Consider the following 17,311-nt stretch of genomic DNA (forward strand, 5'->3'; position numbering starts at 1 on the left):
ATACTTTTCATGTCCTGTTACCGTTTGATAGTCTGTAAATCCTTGTTCTCAATGATGGTGAAACCCTCGATGGTAAAACCGTTCGGGTTGTCATCCGACCGCGATGCGTTCAGCAGGCGGCAGGTGGTCACGAGGCTGCGCTCGGTGACGTTGCTCTGCCGGATGATTTTCTGTGTGGCGTAGGTCACGGCACGGTAGGGATAGGCGTTGAAGTCGCACACCACGCTGTCCACCTTCAGCACTTGGTTGATGTTCCCGGCGATGATGCGGTTGTAGTACCCCTTCTCCGCGAAGTCCGAATAATAGTGGTACACGCTCTTGTCCGCCAGCAGCAAGGCACGTTTCACGTTGTGTTCAATCGCGCTTTTTTCAGGTGATAGCGTGAAGAACATCTCGTGGAAACGGCGCACATGTTCCCGTGCCTCCGCCGGGCGGTTCTGCGACAAATCCTGAGACAAGGCGAGCATCAGGCTCTTGCCGTTGTCCAGCACATAGATTTTCTCCCGTTGCTTCTCTGCGAAACGGTAGGAGTTCCACACGCTCCACACCGTCACCACGGCGCACAGCGAGAGGAAGACGATACCGAACAGGCGTATCTGCCTGAACGACGATTCGATGTTTCTAAGTGATTTGAATTCCATTTATATTTTCCAATTTATGATTGCACATTGATTATTTCAGCAATTTGCCGACACGTCCGACTGCGTTTCCTGCGGCTGCACCCGCCACGCTGCCCGCCATGCTTCCGGCTCGTCCCGCCATCTGGTTCACGTTGCGACCGTAACCGCCCATGCCTCCGGCTTGGATAATCCAGCCCGCAACGGTGGGAATGGTAAAGTAGCCGATGATGCCGATGCAGAGGAATACGATATACACCCCGTCGCTCGAATCCAGCGAGAAGTTCGGGTCTGCCTGCATCCGCTCGATGTCGTTTTGCAGCATCAGAACCTGTATCTTCGCCAGTATGGTGCTGAACATGTCCGATACCGGTAGCCACAGATAGACCTGTATATAGCGGCATATCCACTGCGTGAGCGTGTTTTGGAAACCGTCCCATACCGACAGGGCGAAGGCTATCGGACCGAGAATCGCCAGCACCACGAGAAAGAAGGTGCGGACGGTGTCTATCACGAGGGCGGCGGCTTGGAACAGCAGTTCGAGTATCTCGCGGAAGAAGTCGCGGATGCTCTTCTTCATGTTGTACATTCCCCGGTCGATATACATTCCCGCCATCGTCACCATGTCGGAGGGCGACCAGCCGAGTTCCTCCAGTTGCTTGTCAAATTCCTCGTTGGACACGAGGTAGGCGGTTTCGGGGTTGCGTACCATCGCCTCGTATTCCAGTTTGTCCTTCTGCTCCCGGTATCGGTTCATGTCCAGCGTTTCCGCCTCCAGCATCTTTGCCGTGCCCTGTACGACGGGTGAGAGGATGCTGTTTATCGTGCCCAGCACCACAGTCGGGAAGAACATGATGCACAGACCGATGGCAAAAGGACGGAGCATCGGGAATACGTCTATCGGTTCAGCTCTCGCCAGCGACTGCCATACCCGGTAGGCGACGTAGAACAGCGCACCCAGCCCGGCGATGCCTTTCGCCACACCAGCCATGTCCCCACACAGCGGCATCATCTGCTCATAAAGTGAACGTAAAATCTGATGAAGGTTGTCGAACTTCATAGGCTACCAGTATCTTTCGTTCATGTTCCCGTACAGCCCCATGATGCGGTCGAGGTCGTTCTTCTTTTTCGCACGCAGGTAACTCACGGAGATGTTCTTGTTCGTGTAGTAGCTCACGAGGTTGCGGTAACGCTTCATCTTCGAGTGGCAGCGTTCCACCACGTCCATGCGCTCCTTGTCGGTCATGGAGAGCGTGGTGATGTTCACCACGTTCCTGAGTTCCGTCAACACTTCGTTGCTTTCCTCCAGCAGTTTCGTGTAGCCGAAAGCGATTGCGGAAAGCTCTTCGGGTCTGAAATTCCCGTCACGGAGCATCCGTTGGAAACTGTTCACATAGATGTCTGTGATGTCGCCCACCATCAGGATGGTCTGCTGCACCTTGCGGGCGTCCTTGACCAGATTGTTCACCGATTTGAGGGCATCGTAATACTTCTTGCCCTGCTGATAGATTTTCACCGTCTCCTGAAAGTTGCTCACCATGTTCGTGGCGGTCTTGGAGGTATGGATGATGTTTTTGGAGGCATTGATGATGCCCTGCGCTAGATTGCCCGGATCGCTTACGACCCACTGTGCGCTTGCCCTGCCCGCGAAAAGCAGGCACAGGCAGATAATCATTGTTATTCTTGTTCTCATGTTACTTTGGATTTTAGTGGTTGTTATTCTTCGGTCGGATGTCCCGGCTGCGGCTTCACCCGCACATAGTCCCCGTTTGGCGAGAAAGTCAGCACATCCGTGGCCTCGTTGTAGGACACGTCGATGCGGAAGCCGGTGTTCATGAACAGGTTGCCGTTCTCCTCCTGCAAGAGATAGGTTTCCGGCTTGAGCTTGCGGCGCAGACCGCTACGACGGAACACCGTCACTTTGTAGGCTTCGCCCTCCTTGTAGATAAGCACGTCAGGTTTTCCCTCCACGCTCTCCCAGTTCCCGCACAGCATGTCGCGGCGGTTGTCGGCCACGTCGCAGGATTGCAGCATCATGACCGCCAATCCGATAAGGCACTTGCTGACTTGCAGCATTTTCACTTTTGGTAAATTCATACGCGTTTTTCTTTTTTGGTTGATACATTCTGTTTTTTAGTTATTCCTTGTTTCTCCGCCTTTCGGCAAGCTGCCGGATGGCGGCTTCGATGTCGTCGCCCAGCTTCTCCGCCAGACGGTAAACCTCCACTTTTTCCGTTTCCTCGGTGGTGTACGCGTAGGCTAAGCACCCAGCGCCTTGTCATATTTCTATGATAGGTTTCCGAGTACTCGCCTCCGAACCGGACTTACAAGTCTCCCTGTATCCGGCTCTCCACTAATTAATTCAGTCTGATTCTTCGGTCAGGGTCTATCTTTGCATGACACTTTGAGCAGACAGCCAAAGTTTTTCGTCTTCGGGCTATCATTCTCTTTTCCCAGTCGGATTTACCTTTCAAGTCTTTAAGTTTGCGAACGTGATGCATTTCGAGTTTATCGGTAGCACCGCATAATTCGCAGACTTGGAGTTTCAGCCTTTCCATAAGGCTGTTACGTCCACCTGTTATAGAAACTGTCCGTGGAATAGTGTCACAGTAAATATTACCTGCAACCTTTTTGCGTTTGAAACCATCATGATAGAATGATTGATAAAGTGTCTTACCCTTACTATTTTCATATGCCACTTGGAAAACCTTATTCTTTTTATATTTCAGAAGTATTTTCTTTACAGATGATTTGTATTTGTTCGCAAATACCTTATACATGCTGTATGACATAATGTGATAGAAAGAATTGATGACATAGCTATTATTGGCTATTGAGTAGTAATTATAGAACCCTCGGATTTCGGCATTGAACTGACTGACTATTTCCAAGTCATCCAAGTTCAGCATGTACGTTCTGACGATAGATTTCCAAACCTCTTTACCATTGACAACCGCTATTCTTGCGACCTTATAATCAAAGAGTTTCTTCCGCATCGTTTCAAAATTCAGATACAAGACAGGCTTGTGTCCGAATGCCCTAACCGTTCTACCGAACTTATCCTTGCGTAAATCATTACTCCTGCGGATAAATACGTCATATCCGAGAAATTTCGCTGGTTTTTGCGCATTGGTTATCAGCGTCTTTTCGTCTGACAGTTCCAGTTTAAGAGTTTCGTTCAAATAGTTCTTAATATCCTCTTTTACTGTTTTACAGTCTTCCAGACTACCGGTAATTCCAATCAGAAAATCATCTGCGTATCTCACATATTTTAACCGTTTGATACTGCTGTCCATTTCATTACGTGCCGGATAGTTGTTCCGTTCTTCTCGTAGCCGCTTAATTTCAGCGGTCATCTGTTCCCTTACCTTTACATCTTTCTCATTCTTTAGTTTCTTTGCCAGTCGGTATCTCCGCTGTTCGTATAGCTTGTATCGAGCATCGCCTTTTCTCGTTTTCCCTTTATTAAACCGATTGATGTATTCCTTGATGTACTTGTCGAACTTGTCAAGGTAGATATTAGCCAGTATTGGGCTGATAATCCCGCCTTGCGGAGTTCCACTGTACGTTCTATGAAATACCCAGTCTTCCACATATCCGGCATTCAGGAACTTTCTGATAAGCCGCAAAAATCTTTCGTCAGCGATACGTTCCCGAAGAATATTAATCAATACGTCATGATTGATATTGTCGAAGAATCCTTTAATATCGCCTTCAATAAACCATTTCACGGCAGTGAATGTCTTTTGTATATCTATAAGAGCAGTATGACAACTTCGTTTGGGACGAAACCCATGTGAAGTATGTTCAAAACTACCTTCATAGATTGCTTCAAGTATCATTCTAACTACTTCCTGTACCAGCTTATCATCAAAAGAGGGTATGCCAAGCGGACGTTTTTTCCCGTTTTTCTTAGGTATATACGTCCTTTTGGACGGGTTAGGCTGATAAGTCTCATTTTTTAGACTATCAATCAATTGTTCAACTCGGTCAATGCTCATTCCGTCAATGGTTTTACCATCAGCTCCTGCCGTCATGTTGCCTGTCTTGCTGTAAATATTCTGATAGGCTACATAAAACATTTCTTCGTTAAACAGCACTCTATACAGCCGCTCAAACTTATAGTTCAAGTTACCGCTGTGTTTACTCAGACTGTTCAACACATTTTCTGGATTTCTCATGTCTCTCACATCTTCCTTTAAATTGTTAAACTTAATTAGCTGCTCCCTTTCGCCATGTACAGGGCGTTACCCTGCTCAGACTACTATGGAAGCTCCGTTGCCATGCCGGATATTCAGGGGCAGACCCCATAGCCCTACAACTGGCTTTCCGGTTTAGGCAATCCCCGTTTAGAAATTTGACGACTATTTGGCTTGATAGATTGTCGGATACGACTTTCGTCCTTTACTACTTATGGTAGTTGCCTTGCGGTAAGTTTATGCTACTCCTGCTACCTCTCATCAGTGTAGTACCGCAACATGACGGCATAATTCCGAAGAATTATTCAACTGTCTTCCGTCATTGTCCAAGGATACGACTGCTCAGACTATCGTTCAACCAATACAGGCTTTATCCTCATATCTATCATTTTAACTTGCCATTCGGTCGCAGCCTGACAGTTGGCTGACTTATGGCTTTACCAGCGTGCTATGTTCCCTTGTGGGGTTTTCCCCTCCGGTTAGCGGTTGTTAATGGGCATTTTAAACACTTGCCCAGTCGCTTGCCAAAGCGACATTCGTCAAATTCCCTTTACGGGCGCACCAGATACTCTTCCGCGCTGACCTCCGTGGCATAGACCGCCGACTGCGTGCCGCCCAAGCCTATCCACACCTCCTTGTAGAGCCGTGAAGGGTTGTTCGCCATGTTGATGGAGAGTATCTGCGACTTCTCCTTTTCCGTCAGTCCGAGCAACGCCTGTATCTGGTCGAACTTGTTCATATATTTCCTTTGGTCAAGCAGGATTTTACAATCCGAGTTGTTGATAATGCTCTCTTTGACCACCGGAGAACTGATAATGTCGTCCACCTCCTGCGTCACCACGATTGCCTCGCCGTAATATTTTCTGACCGTCTTATACATATAGCGCAGATATTCAGCCATGTTCGCCGATGAGAGGGCCTTCCAAGCCTCTTCCACGATAAGCTGTTTCCGCACGCCTTTCAGCCGCCGCATCTTGTTGATGAAGGCTTCCATGATGATGATGGTCACGACGGGGAACAGTTCGCGGTTTTCTTTAATCGAATCTATCTCGAAGACGATGAACCGCTTGCCGAGCAGGTCGATGTTCTCCGTGGAGTTGAGCAGGAAATCGTAACGCCCGCCCCGGTAATACTGCCGCATGGTGGTGAGCATGTTGTCGATGTTGAAGTCGGACTTCTCCACCTTGATGTCACGCTGTGCCAGTTCCTTGCGGTAGTCGTCACGCATATACTCGTAGAAGGTGTTGAACGACGGCACGATGCTACGGTCGGATTGGATGCGCTCAATATAGGCACTCACGGCACTGCCCAGCTCGCCGCTCTCCGTCTTTGTCACCTTGTCGTCCTCCGACTTCCAGAGCGTCAGCAACAGGGTCTTGATGCTGTCCTTCTTCTCCACGTCGAAGATGTAATCGTCGGTGTAGAACGGGTTGAAGCTGATGGGCTTATCTTCCGTGTAGGTGAAATACACACCGTCCGCTCCGCCTGTCTTGCGTCGGATCATGCCGCACAAGCCCTGATAGGAGTTTCCCGTGTCCACCAATACCACATGTGCGCCTTGCTCATAATATTGGCGCACGAGGTGGTTCATGAAGAAAGACTTGCCGCTGCCCGAAGGACCCAGCACGAACTTGTTGCGGTTGGTCGTGATACCTCGCTTCATGGGCAGGTCGGAGATGTCAAGGTGCAGCGGTTTTCCCGTGAGCCTGTCCACCATCTTGATGCCGAAGGGCGAGAGCGAGCTGCGGTAGTTGGTTTCCTCTGTGAACAGGCACACCGCCTGTTCGATGAAGGTGTGGAAACTCTCTTCCGCCGGGAAGTCCGCCGCATTGCCGGGTATCGCCGCCCAGTAGAGTGTCGGGCAGTCGATGGTGTTGTGGCGCGGCACGCATTCCATGCTTGCCAACTGGCTGCCCACGTCGTTCTTGATATGCTTCAGTTCCTCCGCATCGTCGCTCCACGCCATGACGTTGAAGTGTGCCCGTACCGAGGTCAGTCCGTAGGAATGGGCTTCGTTCAGGTATTGGTCTATCCACTCGCGGTTGATGCTGTTGCTCCTTGAATAGCGAGATAGCGACTGCATGTTACGGGCGGACTTCTCGAACTTCTGCAAGGTTTCCTCACTGTTGTCTATCAGCACATACTGGTTGTAGATATGGTTGCAGGAGAGCAGAAGCCCCACCGGGGAGGCGAATGACAGTCGGCAGTCACTCCGGTCGGTGGAGAGCTTCTCGTAACGGGTGTCGGTAGCCACCTTGCCCGGCAGGTCTTCCGCGTCGGAGAGGGTGTGCAGACACAGGCGGTTGTCGCCGATGCGCATCTCCCTTGCCGAAAGCTCGATGTCCTGCAAGGTGGTGTCACCTTCCGGCATGAGCGAGAAGTAGCGTTCAATAAGTCCCGTCTTTCCCTCAGTACCCACAATCTCATCGGTGGAGAGGCGGCGCAGCCTGACAAGCCCGCTGTCGTTCATGATGCGCTCGAACTGTTCGCAGGCTTCCAAGAACTTGGTCGTGGTTTCCCTGTCCAGCTCCTTCGGGATGATATGTCCCCGGCACAGCGTGCTGAAATTGCTCTGCATCCGGTTACGCTCCTTTGTTGTCTTGGTCAGGTAGAGGTAGCAGGTGTGTTTCAGGTACGGACGCTCGTTGAAGTGACGCTCGAAAGAGCGGCTTAAAAAGCTCATGTCGTCCTTCTGAAGCTCCGGTTTGTAGCGTTCCTTGATGAACCAGTCCTGTTTGTGGACGACGGAGTAGTCCGGCAGCACCTTGATAGCCTTGCACCAGCAACTGTGTATCGCCTCGTACTCCGCACCCGTCACGGTGTAAAGTTCCGGTAGTTCCACCTCGAAAGCCACCGTGATGTCGGCGTCCTTTGAGATGATGCAGCCATGCTCCACCGCTAAAAGTGGGAACCTGTTTTCCAGTGTTGTCATTTTCGATGTATTCCTCATTGTCTTTCTTCCTTTCGTTGTCGTTTGAACAGACGGGTTATCCGCCGCCGGTTGATAAGGTATCGGGGATGGCTCCGTGCCGCTCCTAATTTCATCAGCCCGTGTTCACCGTACCGGGCGTTCAGCGCGAAGGTCTGCCATACAAGGAGGGAGGACGATGCCGCGCCGAAGCCGATACATATCCACTGGTCGATACCGACCATGTAGAGGATGACGAACAGGACGAAGAGAGCCAGCAGACCTCCGCAGAAGATGAAGAGGTACTGTGCCTTCAAGCCCTTGAACTCTACCGGACGGCCGATACCCTTGTTGATTGGGTATTCAGCCATACATTATTTATTAAAGGAAGAATGAGCGCAGGATGGTGGCGGCAACAATCAGGAAGATGCACGCGCCGAACCACGAGGCGGCTGTCTTGCTGGTGTCGGGGTCGCCCGATGAAAACTTGCCGTACACTTTTACGCCCCCGATAAGCCCGACGACTGCACCGATGGCGTATATCAGTTTAGTTCCGGGGTCGAAATAAGAACTCACCATAGAGGTGGCTTCGTTGATGCCCGCGATGCCGTTTCCCTGCGCGAAAGCGGAGGCGGTTGCGGCGATGACAAGTGCCGCGGAGAGGATTGCTTTTCTGTTTTTCAAGATGTTCTTGTTCATAAACTGTTCTTGTTTTTTGCCGTCAAAAGGGTGGATGGTCCTTTGTCGGGCGGTTGATACTTTGTTTCTTTACTTTGGTTTTAGTGGATGCCCGTTTGTTTCCACGGACGTGGGCGTGTCCGTTGCGGATGGGGATGCGCCTTGCGTTTCCTCGCCGCGTGGGTTGATGTCATTCTTTCATGTTCATTTCTTTTATTGTTGTCATACATAGTTGCGAATGTCGAACTCCTCGATGTTGTCCGGCACGACGAACTCCTTTTCAGATTTCTTCAGCCGAATCTCGATAAGCCCCTTGATGCGGATGCCTATCTCCGAAGAGCCTTCCATCATTTTCTCGTACAACTCCGTGCCCTCCATGTCGGTGAACACCTTAGCCGCCTTTTCACGTTCCGCCTGTGTCGCGTCCGGGTTTTTGGCGGTCTTGCAGGCGTCGTCAATCTCGTCAAAGCTGCTGCCCGAAGCCCGTGGCGTGTCCGAGGCGTCCTCTTCCGGTTCGTCGTCCCCGTATCCCAGTTCCTCCGGCGGTATGCTCGTGAAGGTCTCATCGAGTTTTTCCTCCGGGACTTGTGCCGGGCGGGATGCGTTTCCCGTTTTTCCGTCGTCAAAAGTAGCCTCTTCCTCCGACAGCTCAATGCCTTTTTCAATAGTGGCGGCTTCTTGCGTCGGTATGGCAGCGGTTGTCCGGGTGGATGCCATCCTGAAACGGCTCTTGCCGATGATGTCCGCCTTTTCCGCAGGGACTTCCTCGTGTGCCGCTATGCGTTTAGCCTCATTCCCGTCCAGTGACCGCCATAATCCGACAATGCCCTTGAAGAAGCGGACAATCCGCGTGTCCATGATGCGCTCGTAAAGGAGCAGGAACAGGAACCAGAGGTTGCAGCCGACCGATACCGCCAGCAGAATGTCTGTCATGCTGATTGTGTAATTCATATCCTTCCGTTTTTGGTTAGAATACTGAATTGTAATTTCGGGCATAAAGGCTCTTTATCGCATCTTCGCACTGGTTGAAGTGGTGCGTCAGCACATGGTCGATGTAAGCGGACAGCGTAAGCCGGTCATGCCCGATTACACGGGTGATACGCATGATACGCTCGTGGTACTCCGGGCGCACATACGCCATCTTCCCCTCACGTGCCTTTACTTCCGGGTCGCGGATGAACAGGCGTTCATAGTCCTTCTCACTGCATTTGCCGCTTACCGGGACAGGCGACAGTATTTCCACACTCGCCTGCACTTGGGTAAACATACCTCCGCAGTCTTGCTGTGGTCTTTTTTCATTCGGTGTCATTTCTTTTTCCATTTTCAAATCAGATCTTCACGTTGTTTCTTGTACAGTTCGTTGATTCTCTCCTTGTGCTGTTCCAGATGCTGGCGCAGCACGGTATCCACATATCCGCCTACTGAGATTTCCCCTCCGGCGATGTCGTTCACGATTCTGAGGATCTTGCCGTGGACGTCACGGCTGATATAGACACATTGGCGGGTCTTTATCTCGTTGCGGCGCAGGAATAGCTCGTTGTAGTCCTCGTCCTGCCTTTTCCGGCGTCCACTTTCCCTCTGCGCTTTTTCCCGTGTTACGGGTTGCACAGGAGATGGTTCCGGTGCGGCGGTGTCCTCTTCGGTCGGTGCAGCTGCGGGTACTTCCTGTGCGGGGCGCAGTGTCCCGTCCTGTGTGCGCCGCCCGATGGAGGCTAACAGCAGTTCCTCGTCGATGCCTTCCGTGTTCACTTTCCTGCTGCCCATGCTCACTGCGGTCTGATGATGTCGCTTATCTCTTCGGAAAACTCCCGGATGCCACTCCCTTTCAGCAGTGCCGTGTCCATCGGGAAGATGGTGGAGCGGAAAACGCTCTTGCGCTCTTCCGAAAGGTCACGGCGGAACTTCTTGCTGTCGGGCAAGCGGGTGGAAAGTACCGGAAAGCCCATTTCGGCTATCACTTCCTCGTAGATGCCGTACAAGTCGTTCCTCTCCCTGCCGTCCACCATCGTCCAGAACAGATGCAGCCCCTTTGTTTTCGCCTGTCCGGTAGTCATCAGCCTGTCGCGGAACATCGTGACGAATTTCAGGGTACTCTCCACGACAAAGCGGTCGGCACTCAGCGGAGTGAAAATGTAGTCCATCTGCGAGAGCGTCTTTATCACGCCGTTGCTTCGGAGTGTGCCGGGCATGTCGAAGAACACCACGTCGGGTTTCACGTCCTCAGTGGCAATCATCCTCTCGGCATCGTCGAGGGCGTTCACCGCATTGCTTTTGACGATGGTGTAGGCGTTCTTTTTGATCCGGCGGAAATGGTCGCAAGCGAGAGCCTTGAAGTAGGTGCTGCTGTCGATAAGCCCCATTTCGTGTTCGCGCAGCCCGTGGATGCTGTGCTGCGGGTCGTCGCAGTCCACGACGGCGACATTGTAGCCTTTCACGTTGTGCAGGTAGCTGGCGGCAAGTGCCGTGACAGTGGATTTGCCGATGCCACCTTTCTGTGTTGCGAATGCAACGAAGATTTCCTTACTCATAGTTCCATTTATTTTAATTGTTGATGATTTGTTTTTCTGTTTCCATACGGATTTGGCTGTCGCACCATCCGCTTCCGTGACTACACACGCAGGCGGGTCGTCGCGTATCCGGTTCTGTGGTGAAGCGGTGCGTCGGACAAATGGTGATTGACGACATTGCGTCATGAAGTCATTGAATCCATACGTCACCGAATTGTCGGAGAACCGGGTTTCCGACGGTTCGGGTATCCGTTTCGGCAAGTATCCGAAGAAGCGGATTTCCGGGTATTTGAATGTTCCGTTTATCATATCTTCAAATCGTTCGTTTCTTGAATCATGCTGCAAATAAACAAGTATATTTTGGAACCTGTATCACTTCTCCGGCAAGTGGCGGCACGTTGCGCCGGTTGGCAGTCATTGACCGGGTCAAGCATCTGTCCGATACCGCTTTAAGGGCGTAACTTTGCACCCGGACAGCAGGGTTCGCCGATGACGCGCGGCCCGGAGTCCTGAAAGGTATTTTCCCAATCCGTCCCCTGACGGATTTTTATGTTCACCTGAACATAGCAAGGTATGTTTTCAGCCGCTCAAAATATTTTGAGCATCCCGGAAAACGCCTTGCCTTTGCAGGGGGCGGGCTTTCCCTCCGAAGTCGGGAAGCCTTTCAGAACTGCGGTGCTGTGACCCGAAGCGGCGGCTTATGCCGTCAATCCGCTAAATCCAAAGTAATATGAAAGAGAAAAGGAAAAGCAAAGCAGGGAGAAATCCCAAACTTGATCCGGCGGTGTACCGGTACACCGTCCGTTTCAACGAGGAGGAACACAACCGTTTCCTCGCCATGTTCGGAAAATCGGGTGTCTATGCACGGTCGGTTTTCCTCAAGGCGCACTTCTTCGGGCAACCGTTCAAGGTGCTGAAGGTGGACAAGACGCTGGTGGACTATTACACCAAGCTGTCGGATTTTCATGCGCAGTTCCGCGCCGTGGGTACGAATTACAACCAGGTAGTGAAGGAACTGAGACTGCATTTTTCCGAGAAAAAGGCGATGGCGTTGCTCTATAAACTGGAGCAATACACCGTCGAACTCGTGAAACTGAGCCGTCGGATTGTGGAACTTTCAAGGGAAATGGAGGCGAAATGGTCGCAAAAATCAGTGTAGGAAACTCGTTGTACGGCGCGATTGCCTATAACGGGGAGAAGATTAACGAGGCGCAGGGGCGGTTGCTTACGACCAACCGCATCTACAATGACGGTTCGGGAAAGGTGGACATCAACAAGGCGATGGAGGGTTTTCTCACCTTCATGCCGCCACAGATGAAGGTGGAGAAGCCGGTGGTGCATATTTCGCTCAACCCGCATCCGGAGGATGTGTTGACCGATGCGGAATTGCAGGATATAGCCCGCGAGTATCTGGAAAAACTCGGTTTCGGCAACCAGCCTTATCTTGTTTTTAAGCACGAGGACATCGACCGCCACCACCTGCACATAGTGACGGTGCGGGTGGACGAGAACGGGCAATGTATCAGTGACCGGAACAACTACTATCGTAGCAAGCAGATTACCCGTGAGCTGGAAAAGAAATATGGTCTGCACGATGCGGAGCGCAGGAACCGACGCCTTGACACGCCGCTAAGCAAGGTGGACGCATCGGCAGGTGAGGTGAAGAAGCAGGTAGGTAACACCCTAAAAGCTCTGAACGGGCAGTACCGTTTCCAGACGATGGGCGAATACCGTGCGCTCCTTTCCATCTATAACCTGACGGTGGAGGAAGCGAGGGGCAACGTGCGCGGACGGGAGTATCACGGGCTGGTCTATTCCGTCACGGACGACAAGGGCGACAAGGTGGGCAACCCGTTCAAGTCCTCGCTTTTCAGGAAGTACGTCGGCTATGAAGCCGTACAGAATAAGTTTGCCCGTTCCAAGCTGGAGATCAAGGACAGGAAACTCGCCGACATGACGAAACGCACCGTTCTTTCCGTGCTGCAAGGCACTTATGACAAGGACAAATTTGTGTCCCAACTCAAAGAGAAGGGCATCGACACCGTGTTGCGCTACACGGAGGAAGGGCGCATCTACGGGGCTACCTTCATCGACCACCGCACAGGATGCGTGCTGAACGGTTCGCGTATGGGCAAGGAACTTTCGGCGAATACCTTGCAGGAACACTTCACCCTGCCATACGCCGGACAACCGCCGATACCGCTCTCCATCCCGGTGGATGCCGTGGACAAGGCACACGGGCAGACCGCATACAACGGTGCAGACGTATCGGGCGGAATGGGCTTGCTCACTCCCGAAGGTCCGGCGACCGATGCCGAGGAAGAGGCTTTCATCCGGGCGATGAAGCGCAAAAAGAAGAAAAAGCGCAAGGGCTTGGGTATGTAATCAGAGTATCAACAATTAAAAATCAATGTATGTCACAACAAGAAGACGATTTGAGGGCATTGGCGAAAATCATGGATTTTCTGCGTGCCGTGAGTATCATTTTGGTGGTCATGAACGTGTACTGGTTTTGTTACGAAGCCATCCGGCTGTGGGGCGTGAACATCGGTGTGGTGGATAAAATCCTGATGAACTTCGACCGCACGGCGGGGCTGTTCCGTTCCATTCTGTACACGAAGCTGTTCGCCGTCCTGTTGCTTGCGCTGTCGTGCTTAGGAACGAAAGGTGTCAAGGGCGAGAAAATCACATGGCGTAAAATCTGGACGACACTCGCCGCCGGGTTCGTGCTGTTTTTCCTGAACTGGTGGATACTGGCTCTGCCGCTGCCGGTTGAAGCGGTGACGGGGCTGTATATCCTTACCATCGGTACGGGCTATGTCTGCCTTTTGATGGGCGGTCTGTGGATGAGCCGTCTGTTGAAACACAATCTGATGGAGGATGTTTTCAACAACGAGAACGAGAGTTTCATGCAGGAAACAAGGCTCATCGAAAGCGAGTATTCGGTCAATCTGCCGACACGTTTCTATTACAGGAAACGCTGGAACAACGGTTGGATCAATGTAGTTAATCCCTTCCGTGCGTCCATCGTGTTGGGTACGCCGGGCAGCGGAAAGTCATACGCCGTTGTAAACAATTTTATCAAGCAACAGATTGAGAAGGGCTTTAGCCAATACATCTACGATTTCAAGTATCCCGACCTTTCGACCATCGCATATAACCATCTGATGAATAATCCGGAGGGCTACAAGGTGAAGCCGAAATTCTATGTAATCAACTTCGACGACCCGCGACGCTCACACCGTTGCAATCCCATTCACCCGGATTTCATGGAGGATATTACAGACGCTTACGAGAGTGCCTATACAATAATGCTCAACCTCAATAAAACGTGGGTGCAAAAGCAGGGCGACTTCTTCGTGGAGTCACCTATCATTTTGTTCGCCAGTATTATATGGTATCTTAAAATCTATCAGAACGGGAAGTATTGCACGTTTCCCCATGCCATCGAGTTTTTGAACCGCCGCTACGAGGATATTTTTCCGATACTGACTTCCTATCCCGAACTGGAGAATTACCTTTCCCCGTTCATGGATGCTTGGCTCGGAGGGGCTGCGGAGCAGCTCATGGGGCAGATAGCGTCGGCAAAAATTCCGCTGTCGAGGATGATTTCACCGCAGCTCTACTGGGTGATGTCGGACAGCGAGTTTACGCTGGACATCAACAATCCCGAAGAGCCGAAAATCCTATGCGTGGGCAACAATCCCGACCGTCAGAACATCTACGGGGCGGCTCTCGGATTGTATAACTCCCGCATCGTGAAGCTCATCAACAAGAAGGGAATGCTGAAGTCATCGGTCATCATCGACGAGCTGCCCACGATATACTTCAAGGGGTTGGACAACCTTATAGCCACCGCCCGAAGCAACAAGGTTGCCGTGTGTCTGGGATTTCAGGATTTCAGCCAGCTGGTGCGCGACTACGGTGATAAGGAGGCGAAAGTGGTGATGAATACGGTCGGTAACATTTTCTCCGGGCAGGTGGTAGGTGAAACGGCAAAGACACTATCGGAACGGTTCGGTAAGGTGTTGCAGAAACGGCAGTCTATCTCCATCAACCGGCAGGATGTTTCCACCTCCATCAACACGCAGATGGATGCGCTCATTCCGCCGAGCAAGATTTCCGGTCTGACGCAGGGAATGTTTGTCGGTTCGGTGTCCGACAACTTCAACGAACGTATCGAACAGAAAATTTTTCACTGCGAGATTGTGGTGGATGCCGAGAAGGTGAAGCGGGAGGAACGTGCCTACAAGAAAATTCCGGTCATTACCGATTTCACGGACGAGGACGGCAACGACCGCATGAAAGAAACGGTGCAGGCGAACTACCGGCGTATCAAGGAAGAGGTGAAGCAGATTGTGCAGGAGGAACTGGAGCGCATCGCGGGCGATGATAACCTGAAATATCTGTTGCAGCAGAAGTAAATAAAAAAATGAAGAAAGGCTTACCATAAACCTTTCTTCATTTTTTTAGAACTTAAGCATTATCCATACTTACTAAGATTCCGTTTTCCAAAATTTTTTGCAATGGAATTTTCTTTAAGATTTCTTGATAAGTGCTATAGAAGTCATTATCAAGTCCTATATAAACAATATTGTCATGTAATTCTTCTATAACACTAATATGTGAATGCAATTTGCACTTTTTATCAGAACAATCTGATACGATACTTTTAATTCGTTCCAACTTATTTAATAAATCATCATATTGAGATAACCCTTTTGTAGTTGGTTGTATTTGATAATTAGTTTTCTTTGCCGGTTGTATATTATGTTCAGGATCTAATAATACTATGTGAAATATAGAAGAATCCCGATCAAAATAACCTACAATACGCCCCGTACTTTTTGTTATCGAAAATTGCATTATTGGAAAATCTGTCTCATTGTCCAATATTTCTTTTGGTAGCCAATCTAAATCTTTTCGTTGAATAGGAATGTTTTTAGCACTCCAATCTATTGGATGACATCTTAATGCAATACTACCTCTATTTTCTTCTAATACTTCTTGCGGTGTCATAGTACCCAAAGCACCTAATCTTTCAAGAAGCCCAATATGCCATCCCTTAGAACACTCTCCAATCTGAAAATTAGGTATCTGCTTAAAGTAAGAGAAGGAAAAAGTTATCTTCCTTCTCTTTAACTCATTTTCTTGTTCTTTGGTAACTAATGATTTGTTTCCGTATTTAGGAGAATCTGAATTAAGATTTAATAGTTTCCCATTTTTTCCCATAATACTCAATCATTAGTTCTGGAGTAATAACCTTGTCACAACGCTCATTTACATTTAAATCTCCACGTGTTTTAATCCAAGGCATCTCATTGTGGGACAATCGTTCTAATTCAGCACCGCTATATTTAAGATAATTCTCCAATATAAAGTCAATGAATTCAGCGTCTTCTGATGATAAACTCACATTGTGATTCATGCAATCATCAATATTGATTTCTGAATAGAGATATTTTGTAGAATTAAATCGATTGTAGATTTCTCGATTTACCGGACCATGAATCCATGCTTCAAACTCGCCGTCAAACATAGGTTTTTTATTGATACCATAAGACCATGCTTGAACATAATACAATAACTTCTGCAACTTTAAATTTATTAAAGACGCAAATCTATCTTCCGATTTTACTCGTAAGATAATGTAGTCTGTTATATCGTGTATTGAGTTCATCTGAATTATGACTATATCAATTTCAATGCAAAGTTAATATCTTTTTCTAATATAACAAAATAATGAATTGAATTGATGTGATTTATTCTAATGAATTTGTTTTTTATCTCCTCATACGATCCAACTCATCATCGCGCAGCATCCTCTCGTTCAATTTCTCCTGCATTCTGTCAAGGAAGTAGGTGCGGCTTTCGTTCTTCCGGCGTTTGATATCGGTGTAGAAACGGTAGCAGTCCTTCGACTCAACCCCGAATATCTTGTAAAGGAGCGGGGCAAGCTGTTTGAGCGGCATGTTGCCGTTGTTGATGCAGCCCATCTCGTCGATGCCGTAGATAAGTTCCACGAGGTCGATGGCATTGCCCGTCCATTGCAGGAGGCTGGTGGCGGTTTCTGTTGTGTTGTTGGCGGATATCAGTGGCGGCACTTGGGGCGTGGCAAGGAATTTCTGCATCTTTCTTACGAAAGACAGAGCCTTGCTGACGTAGGCGGCAATCTCTCTTTTTTCTTCTGACAGATTACGTACGGGATGGTGCTGCAACTCGATTTCGATGTAGGCAAGCGCGATGACGGTAAGGTTCATGTCCATGCCGCCGTTGCACAGTTCGATCACTTGGGTGGCGAAAGCCGTGTATGCCGTTTCCATATTGCAGTCGCCGGCTTCGTTTATCAGGCGGAAAAAATCGGTTTCCGCCAGCAAGAAATAATTCATGGTTCTGTCAATT

Annotated in this window: 17 protein-coding genes and 1 pseudogene; 3 read left to right on the forward strand and 15 right to left on the reverse strand. The window is 49.9% G+C overall.

The window, feature by feature from the left end:
- Positions 1-17: 17 nt before the first annotated feature.
- The 12 genes and pseudogenes from traK to FMF02_RS04805 form a co-directional block, all read right to left on the reverse strand.
- A complete protein-coding gene (gene traK / locus FMF02_RS04740) occupies positions 18-641 on the reverse strand; it encodes a conjugative transposon protein TraK (protein WP_004291519.1) in 624 nt (207 codons plus the stop codon).
- A gap of 31 nt (positions 642-672) precedes the next feature.
- Complete coding sequence (gene traJ / locus FMF02_RS04745) at positions 673-1,677, reverse strand: conjugative transposon protein TraJ (RefSeq protein WP_004291518.1); 1,005 nt, start codon at positions 1,675-1,677, stop codon at positions 673-675.
- 3 nt (positions 1,678-1,680) lie between these two features.
- A complete protein-coding gene (locus FMF02_RS04750; RefSeq protein ID WP_004304283.1) occupies positions 1,681-2,310 on the reverse strand; it encodes a DUF4141 domain-containing protein in 630 nt (209 codons plus the stop codon).
- Between the two features lie 23 nt (positions 2,311-2,333).
- Positions 2,334-2,714, reverse strand: a complete 381-nt coding sequence (locus FMF02_RS04755) for a DUF3876 domain-containing protein (protein WP_004291516.1) — start codon at positions 2,712-2,714, stop codon at positions 2,334-2,336.
- A 260-nt stretch (positions 2,715-2,974) separates the two neighbouring features.
- A complete protein-coding gene (locus FMF02_RS04770; protein WP_007840013.1) occupies positions 2,975-4,798 on the reverse strand; it encodes a reverse transcriptase domain-containing protein in 1,824 nt (607 codons plus the stop codon).
- Positions 4,799-5,378: 580 nt separating this feature from the next.
- Positions 5,379-7,766, reverse strand: a pseudogene (locus tag FMF02_RS04775) (TraG family conjugative transposon ATPase); the annotation flags it as partial.
- Entirely contained in the window at positions 7,763-8,095 is a 333-nt protein-coding gene (locus tag FMF02_RS04780) for a DUF4133 domain-containing protein (RefSeq protein ID WP_004291514.1), read from the reverse strand. The gene FMF02_RS04780 and the pseudogene FMF02_RS04775, both read right to left, overlap by 4 nt.
- Before the next feature lie 10 nt (positions 8,096-8,105).
- A complete protein-coding gene (locus tag FMF02_RS04785; protein ID WP_002560983.1) occupies positions 8,106-8,423 on the reverse strand; it encodes a DUF4134 domain-containing protein in 318 nt (105 codons plus the stop codon).
- 201 nt (positions 8,424-8,624) lie between these two features.
- Complete coding sequence (locus tag FMF02_RS04790; protein ID WP_004304280.1) at positions 8,625-9,353, reverse strand: hypothetical protein; 729 nt, start codon at positions 9,351-9,353, stop codon at positions 8,625-8,627.
- Positions 9,354-9,369: 16 nt separating this feature from the next.
- Entirely contained in the window at positions 9,370-9,723 is a 354-nt protein-coding gene (locus FMF02_RS04795; protein WP_004291505.1) for a DUF3408 domain-containing protein, read from the reverse strand.
- A gap of 2 nt (positions 9,724-9,725) precedes the next feature.
- Positions 9,726-10,166 (reverse strand): DUF3408 domain-containing protein, encoded by a 441-nt coding sequence (locus tag FMF02_RS04800; protein ID WP_004291503.1) that lies wholly within the window; start codon positions 10,164-10,166, stop codon positions 9,726-9,728.
- A 2-nt stretch (positions 10,167-10,168) separates the two neighbouring features.
- The gene (locus FMF02_RS04805; protein ID WP_004291492.1) at positions 10,169-11,218 is read right to left on the reverse strand and encodes a ParA family protein; all 1,050 of its coding nucleotides are present in this window, start codon (positions 11,216-11,218) and stop codon (positions 10,169-10,171) included.
- Between the two features lie 421 nt (positions 11,219-11,639).
- Here FMF02_RS04805 and mobA point away from each other — a divergent pair, with 421 nt between their 5' ends.
- Genes mobA through mobC form a run of 3 tightly spaced genes read left to right on the forward strand, consistent with a single transcriptional unit; the run spans position 11,640 to position 15,333 of the window.
- Positions 11,640-12,068 carry a conjugal transfer protein MobA gene (gene mobA / locus FMF02_RS04815; protein ID WP_010538257.1) on the forward strand — a complete coding sequence of 143 codons (429 nt, stop codon included), beginning with the start codon at positions 11,640-11,642 and terminating at the stop codon, positions 12,066-12,068.
- Positions 12,047-13,294: a conjugal transfer protein MobB gene (mobB, locus tag FMF02_RS04820; RefSeq protein ID WP_010538256.1), complete on the forward strand. Its 1,248-nt coding sequence runs from the start codon at positions 12,047-12,049 to the stop codon at positions 13,292-13,294. The genes mobA and mobB overlap by 22 nt, the downstream gene beginning before the upstream one ends.
- A 29-nt stretch (positions 13,295-13,323) precedes the next feature.
- Positions 13,324-15,333 (forward strand): conjugal transfer protein MobC, encoded by a 2,010-nt coding sequence (gene mobC / locus FMF02_RS04825; RefSeq protein WP_010538255.1) that lies wholly within the window; start codon positions 13,324-13,326, stop codon positions 15,331-15,333.
- A gap of 52 nt (positions 15,334-15,385) precedes the next feature.
- Here the strand turns inward: mobC and FMF02_RS04830 are convergent, their stop codons facing one another.
- The 3 genes from FMF02_RS04830 to FMF02_RS04840 form a co-directional block, all read right to left on the reverse strand.
- Positions 15,386-16,141: a UU032 domain-containing protein gene (locus FMF02_RS04830; protein WP_004293874.1), complete on the reverse strand. Its 756-nt coding sequence runs from the start codon at positions 16,139-16,141 to the stop codon at positions 15,386-15,388.
- A complete protein-coding gene (locus FMF02_RS04835; RefSeq protein ID WP_010538250.1) occupies positions 16,110-16,589 on the reverse strand; it encodes a Panacea domain-containing protein in 480 nt (159 codons plus the stop codon). Before FMF02_RS04835 ends, FMF02_RS04830 begins: the two co-directional genes overlap by 32 nt.
- 103 nt (positions 16,590-16,692) lie before the next feature.
- A complete protein-coding gene (locus FMF02_RS04840) occupies positions 16,693-17,298 on the reverse strand; it encodes an RteC domain-containing protein (RefSeq protein ID WP_010538249.1) in 606 nt (201 codons plus the stop codon).
- Positions 17,299-17,311: the final 13 nt, after the last annotated feature.

The organism is Alistipes communis (assembly GCF_006542665.1).
GTDB lineage: Bacteria > Bacteroidota > Bacteroidia > Bacteroidales > Rikenellaceae > Alistipes > Alistipes communis.